This window comes from Pueribacillus theae, from assembly GCF_003097615.1.
In the GTDB taxonomy this organism is placed as follows: domain Bacteria; phylum Bacillota; class Bacilli; order Bacillales; family UBA6769; genus Pueribacillus; species Pueribacillus theae.
On record NZ_QCZG01000078.1, the window covers coordinates 1 to 6,320 of the forward strand.

General features: G+C 35.9%; 6 protein-coding genes. All 6 read left to right on the forward strand.

Features of this window, described 5'->3' with window-relative positions:
- Positions 1-118: 118 nt before the first annotated feature.
- Genes DCC39_RS18380 through DCC39_RS18405 form a run of 6 tightly spaced genes read left to right on the forward strand, consistent with a single transcriptional unit; the run spans position 119 to position 5,917 of the window.
- Positions 119-1,165: a TRAP transporter substrate-binding protein gene (locus tag DCC39_RS18380; protein ID WP_116556341.1), complete on the forward strand. Its 1,047-nt coding sequence runs from the start codon at positions 119-121 to the stop codon at positions 1,163-1,165.
- 11 nt (positions 1,166-1,176) lie between these two features.
- On the forward strand, positions 1,177-1,725 hold the full coding sequence (locus tag DCC39_RS18385) for a TRAP transporter small permease (RefSeq protein WP_116556342.1): 549 nt from the start codon (positions 1,177-1,179) through the stop codon (positions 1,723-1,725).
- A 3-nt stretch (positions 1,726-1,728) separates the two neighbouring features.
- Positions 1,729-3,006, forward strand: coding sequence for a TRAP transporter large permease (locus DCC39_RS18390; protein ID WP_116556343.1), 1,278 nt, complete (start codon positions 1,729-1,731; stop codon positions 3,004-3,006).
- 39 nt (positions 3,007-3,045) lie between these two features.
- Positions 3,046-4,506 carry an aldehyde dehydrogenase family protein gene (locus DCC39_RS18395; protein ID WP_116556344.1) on the forward strand — a complete coding sequence of 487 codons (1,461 nt, stop codon included), beginning with the start codon at positions 3,046-3,048 and terminating at the stop codon, positions 4,504-4,506.
- A gap of 49 nt (positions 4,507-4,555) precedes the next feature.
- Positions 4,556-5,650: an NAD(P)-dependent alcohol dehydrogenase gene (locus DCC39_RS18400; protein ID WP_116556345.1), complete on the forward strand. Its 1,095-nt coding sequence runs from the start codon at positions 4,556-4,558 to the stop codon at positions 5,648-5,650.
- Between the two features lie 6 nt (positions 5,651-5,656).
- Positions 5,657-5,917, forward strand: coding sequence for a hypothetical protein (locus DCC39_RS18405; protein WP_116556346.1), 261 nt, complete (start codon positions 5,657-5,659; stop codon positions 5,915-5,917).
- The last annotated feature ends 403 nt before the right edge of the window (positions 5,918-6,320 follow it).

Consider the following 6,320-nt stretch of genomic DNA (forward strand, 5'->3'; position numbering starts at 1 on the left):
CGAAATTACGGGTATGATGAAGCAGTGGGTTTGGTGGATAAATGTATGGAGGAATACGGTTTGCCGGTAAGTCAGTAAAACGTATTACTATATAAAAAATTATTGGGGGATTAAGCTTATGAAGAAAAAAAACAAATTTATTATAAATATATTAGGGTTAGTTTTAACAATGGGATTGCTGTCAGCATGTGGTAATAATGATGAAGCTGGAACTACTTCAGAAAATAATGAAGATAGTACAGGAGAGCAAATTATATTAAAAATGGGGAATATCACACAAGCAAATTCTGAGCTAAGTTTAACGTTGGAAAGAATTGGTAAAGAGTTAGAGAAACGTACAGATGGAAGAATTAAAGCAGAGTATTATCCAGCGGGTCAATTGGGAAATGAATCTGATATGATGCAACAATTAAATACAGGAAGCCTAGATATCGGGAACATTACAACAGCCCAGCTTAGCAATTCATCCCCTGCTTTTGGTGCTTGGTTAATGCCTTTCCTTGTGGATAACCATGAACAAGCATATAAACTTTGGACCAGTGAGGAATCAATGGCTTTGTTTGATACGTTAACTGACGAAAATGTAAAGGGGCTAGGGTATTCTTCTTCGGGATTTAGATATATTTTGTCAACAAAACCTATTGTAGAAGCAAAGGATTTTAATGGGTATAAACTACGAACAACGCCAAGCCCCACGATTTTAGATTATTGGAATTCGCTAAAGGCTTCACCTACACCTATGCCACTAACGGAAGTGTATACCTCATTACAAACAGGTGTGATTGATGGAATTGATATTGATTCAGAAGCAGTAACATCGGAGAAATTAACGGATATTGCCAAGCATATGACACCAGACAACCATATGTATTGGGCTTCTGCAATTTTGATCAATAAAGATTTGTGGAATCGTTTATCAGAAGAAGATCAAGAGTTGCTTCAAGAGGTTGTTAATGAAAAAACAAAAGAAAACGCTGAGCAAATTGAAGCTAATGAAAAAGAATTACTAGAAACAGGAGAAGAAACTCTTGGAATTACGATTCATTCATTAAAAGATCGAAGTGAGTTTGACCCATATATCAAAAAAGTAGAAGATATATGGAAAGAAAAATCACCAGAAATTGCAGATTTCCTTAAAAAAGCAGAGGAAATTAAGGCAGAATAGGTGGGGAGTATATGGAACAAAATCAGCAGAATATAATTGATAGCTCAAATCATCAAAATAATCTGCTTGCTCGGATAGCAACGTTATTAGATAAATTTTTAGTCTATATCAGTATTATTTTAAGTGCTGTGTTAACCATTAACTTAATCGTTGCTGTGTTATTTCGCTATGTCCTAAGCATGCCGATTTTTTGGGCGGATGAGCTTTCCTTACTGTTATTTGCATGGATAACCTTTTTAGGAGGTTGCCTAGCGATTAAACGTTCTGAAATGGCGGCGGTCACGATGATTCTTGACCGCCTTTCTTCAAAATTAAAACTTATCTTTCAAATAATTATTCAATTATCGATACTTTTTTTTACAATCATCATTGCTTATTATTCGTACATTTGGGTGACAAGTCCGAGTGTTTCGAATATGATTTCTTCAACGCTACGCATTGAAATGTGGTGGATTTATTCAATTGTACCTATAAGTATGGTTTGTATTTTTATTTTCACTATAAATAACTTGTATAACCATATTCTAGAATATCGATTTCGTGATAAAGGGGGATGCTAATCAATGCTCACGATTGTCACTTTTTTTCTACTTATGTTGATTGGGGTCCCTATTGCATTTCTACTAGGAGTTACGACACTTGTTTTTGTCTTTTCGACAGGGAATACCGATGTACTTTTATCGATGCCATCAAAAATGTTTAATGGACTACAAAACTTTGGTCTTGTTGCGATTCCGATGTTCATTCTTTTGGGAGAAATCATGAACCAAGGAGGAATCACTCAAAGATTAATTAAATTTACAAAAACAATTTTTGGACAACTAAGAGGCGGTTTAGCCTATGTAAATGTTGTTGTGAATATGTTTCTTGCATCGATCGTCGGTTCTTCAAATGCTCAATCCGCGATTATGAGTAAAGTAATGGTTCCAGCGATGGAAAAAGAAGGCTATAAAAAAGAATTTAGTGCAGCATTAACATCTGCTTCTTCAGTTATGGGACCCCTGATTCCTCCTAGTATGCCGTTTATTATATTTGGTGTAACGGCAGGTGTTTCTATTGGGAATTTATTTTTAGCGGGTATTATTCCCGGCATTCTTTTTGCCATAGCATTTGGTTTAGCAATTTATGTATACGCAAAAAGGAATGATTTTCCAAAGGAAGATCGACCAAGTTGGCCTGAAGTTTTAAAATCAACGCTACATGTTCTGCCTGCATTAGCGATTCCTGTCTTAATCCTAGTCGGTATTTCAACAGGTGCGTTTACTGCGACAGAATCAGCAGCCATTGCTGTCTTTTTTTCTATTATTATTGGATTCTTTATTTATAAGGAATTGAAATTAAAGGATTTAGGCGGAATCTTAATTCGAACAGTGATTACAGCATCTACGGTAACATTTTTATTAGCAACCTCTAATATTTTTGGATGGGTACTAAACTTCCAGCAGATTCCACAAGCAATTGCGAATGCCTTTTTAACCATTGCAGATAATCAGTTTATGTTTTTGCTCTTAGCTAATATTCTGCTATTGATCGTTGGAATGTTCATAGATGGGGTAGCTGCATTAATTTTATTGATTCCGATCCTGTTGCCGATTGCCGTTCAATTCGGTGTTGACCCTGTTCATTTTGGTGTGATTATGGTTCTTAATTTAACGCTTGGTCTTATGACACCGCCAGTAGGAACTGTCTTATTCATTGTTTCATCGATCACAAAGGTACAAATCCATCGCCTTGTTAAAAATTTAATACCGTTTTTGATTATTTCCTTTGTGATATTGCTTTTAATTACTTATATTCCGTGGTTATCTTTAGGTATTCCACAAATGCTTGGCTTTAAATAATAGTCAGTCGTTACAAATTAAATTAAGGGATGATTACTTATGGGCTCCTATTCTCAATGGAAACAAATGCCACTTGGTGGGGTGTGGAGAGAGGGAAATAGCGATTCCTACTATGAAAACAAAAATCCTTACAATAATGAATTACTAGTAAGAATAAAATTAGCAAATAATGAAGATATTGATGAGGCCTTTTTCGTTGCGAATAAAGTACAAAAAGAGTGGGCGCAGACAACAGCAGAAGAAAGATCAAAAGTAATGCTTAAAGCGATAAAACTATTTGAAGAACGCAGAGAAGAATTTGCCAAAATATTAGTTGAAGAAAGCGGGAGCACTATAAAAAAGGCTAACTTTGAGATCGATACTGCGCTTAGATATATAAAGGAAGCATCGGAGTTTCCATTTAAGATGGAAAGCGAAACACTTGATTCCACAATTAAAGGAAAGAAAAATAAAATTTTTCGTATCCCGGTCGGTATTGTAAGTGTTATCACACCATGGAATTTTCCTTTTAATCTAGCCATTCGATCTGTTGCTCCTGCTCTTGCAACTGGAAATGCTGTAATCTTGAAACCGGATAATCAAACGGCAATTTCAGGCGGCAGTTTTATTGCAAAAGTCTTTGAAGATGCAGGTGTGCCAAAAGGGTTAATTAGCGTAATTATAGCCGATTTGAAAGAAATTGGAGATGCAGTGATTGAACATCCTCTTGCGAACGTGGTAAGTTTTACAGGTTCATCGAAAGCAGGAAAACATATTGCATCGGTAGCAAGCAAACATTTAAAAAAAGCAACCCTTGAACTAGGTGGAAATAATGCATTTGTCGTCTTGGATGATGCCGATTTGGATAAGGCGGTTTCTGCTTCGATTTTTGGAAAATTTATGCACCAAGGTCAAATTTGTATGTCAATCAATCGCATTATTGTGGATCGAAAAGTATCTAATGAATTTATTTCTAAATTCAAGTCAAAAGTTGAGAAATTAACGACTGGTGACCCAATGAGTAACGAAACAAATATCGGCCCATTGATAAATAAAAATCAAATTAATCAAGTTAATCGTCTTGTTCAAACAAGTATTGAAGAGGGAGCAACAGTTGTAGTCAAAGGTGATGTGAAAAATAATACAATATCACCCTGGGTTTTAACGGATGTTACGAGCGAGATGACAATTGCTCAAGAAGAAATTTTTGGTCCAATAGCGGTCATCATTCCTGTTGATGGAGAAGAAGAAGCAATTCGGGTAGCCAATGATACAAAATATGGGCTGGTTGGCTCTGTGTTTACAGAAGATATAAACAGAGGATTAGCCTTTGCAGAAAAAATGGACTGTGGAATGTTCCATATTAATGATGCAACAGTCAATAGTGAACCAGGGGTACCTTTTGGTGGAGAAAAGGATTCCGGATTGGGAAGACATGGCGGAGAATGGTCAATTGATGAATTTACAACTGTTAAATGGGTGTCTATTCAAAATGAAGCTAGAAATTATCCGTTGGCATAAACCTAGTTCGGGGAAAATTTAAGAAGATCAGTAAAGGAGGACAGTTAAATTGACGAAAGCAGCGATCACGTATAGGAAAGGTGAACAATTTAAAATTGAAAACATCGAAATTGACCATCCGAAAAGTGGAGAAATCCTTGTTAAAATCGTAGCGACAGGGATGTGCCATACAGATTTACTTGCGCGTGATCAAATATCGTATGTACCGTTACCAGCAGTACTTGGTCATGAAGGTGCTGGTATCGTTGAGGAAATTGGCGAGGGCGTTACAACTGTCGAACCAGGGGATCATGTCATTCTAACGTTCGATTCATGTGGTAAGTGTGACAATTGCTATAATGGTCATTCATATGCATGTGATGAATTTTTTTCGCTAAATTTCCAAGCTAGCGAAAAAGCTGAGAAACAACACCGTCTACATAGCGGCGGTGTTCATTTAACAACCTTTTTTGGTCAATCAAGTTTTGCCCAATATTCAATGGCCACTGAACGTAATGTCATAAAAGTCGAAAAGGATGTTCCTCTTGAAATTCTTGGACCTCTAGCTTGCGGCGTTCAAACTGGTGCTGGCACAGTATTAAATAAATTAAATCCAAAAGTAGGTTCAAGCATCGCCATTTTTGGTTGTGGGGCAGTTGGACTAAGTGCTGTTATGGCTGCGAAAATTGCAGGCTGCAATCCTATTATTGCTGTAGATATACATGATGAACGGCTGAAGCTTGCTACCGAATTGGGAGCAACACACACGATTAATTCGAAACAACAAAATGCTGTTGAATCTATACTTGAAATTACTGGAAAAGGTGTAAATTATGCTGTTGAATCTAGTGGCCTCGCTGCTGTCATCCGCGAATCGGTTGAATCACTTGCTTCATTAGGAATATCTGCAATTATCGGATCATCAAATGATGATGTAAATTTAAATATTAGAACATTAAGAAATGAACGAACGGTAACAGGAGTTCTCGAAGGAAGTAGTGTCCCGCAAGTTTTTATTCCACAGATGATTGAACTATATAAAGCTGGGAAATTTCCATTTGATAAATTAATTAAGTTTTATTCGTTAGAAGATATTAATCAAGCAAGTTGTGACATGGAGAGCGGAGTAACAATTAAGCCGGTTATAAAAATGAATGAAGGATAAAGGGTTATGACAAGTAATAAAAAGAGTGATCATGTTTTTTTTCTGGAAATAGAAGGAAAGGGTAAGCTGTCTATCGCATTTTGTGATTCAACAAAATGCGATAGACATAGCGCCTATATGAAAATCAATCAGGTACTTACTGATAAAAAAATTATGTCGTTTAAACTAAATTATTTAGGGCAACTGGATTATTCATCTATGGATGAAGAAATTGCAGATCAATTGGATTATTTCGTTAAACATGAAGATGTTTGGATATTATTTTAATTTGTTTTGAACCTTTTTTAACAAAAACCATTGACCAAGGGATTCGGAATTTATTATAATGTATACAGAGTTCGGTATTATCTGAATCCTTCCTTTTTTATAAATGGAACGAATAAAGCGTAATTAATAGAATTTTCATGTATTTTTAGGAAGGTGTTCTTCCGAGGTGAGTAAGAGTCGAGAGTATATCGACTCAATAAAAGGCAAATGAAAGATTAATGTGGTGAAAAGTAAGCGATTCCATTTCCCGTCCCGCTTTCAAGAATAAAGAAAACGATTTCAAAGCTGTAAGATTTAGCATCATAAGACGGAAAATGGAACGATCACAAAAAATACTTAGCCCAGCGGTAATATGTCAACACCTGAAAACTAGAGAATTGGAAATTAAATCTTAAAAAAGCTA

Coding starts and splice junctions, on each gene's coding strand:
- DCC39_RS18380 (WP_116556341.1), top strand. CDS start 119: ATGAAGAAAAAAAACAAATTTATTATAAATATATTAGGGTTAGTTTTA.
- DCC39_RS18385 (WP_116556342.1), top strand. CDS start 1,177: ATGGAACAAAATCAGCAGAATATAATTGATAGCTCAAATCATCAAAAT.
- DCC39_RS18390 (WP_116556343.1), top strand. CDS start 1,729: ATGCTCACGATTGTCACTTTTTTTCTACTTATGTTGATTGGGGTCCCT.
- DCC39_RS18395 (WP_116556344.1), top strand. CDS start 3,046: ATGGGCTCCTATTCTCAATGGAAACAAATGCCACTTGGTGGGGTGTGG.
- DCC39_RS18405 (WP_116556346.1), top strand. CDS start 5,657: ATGACAAGTAATAAAAAGAGTGATCATGTTTTTTTTCTGGAAATAGAA.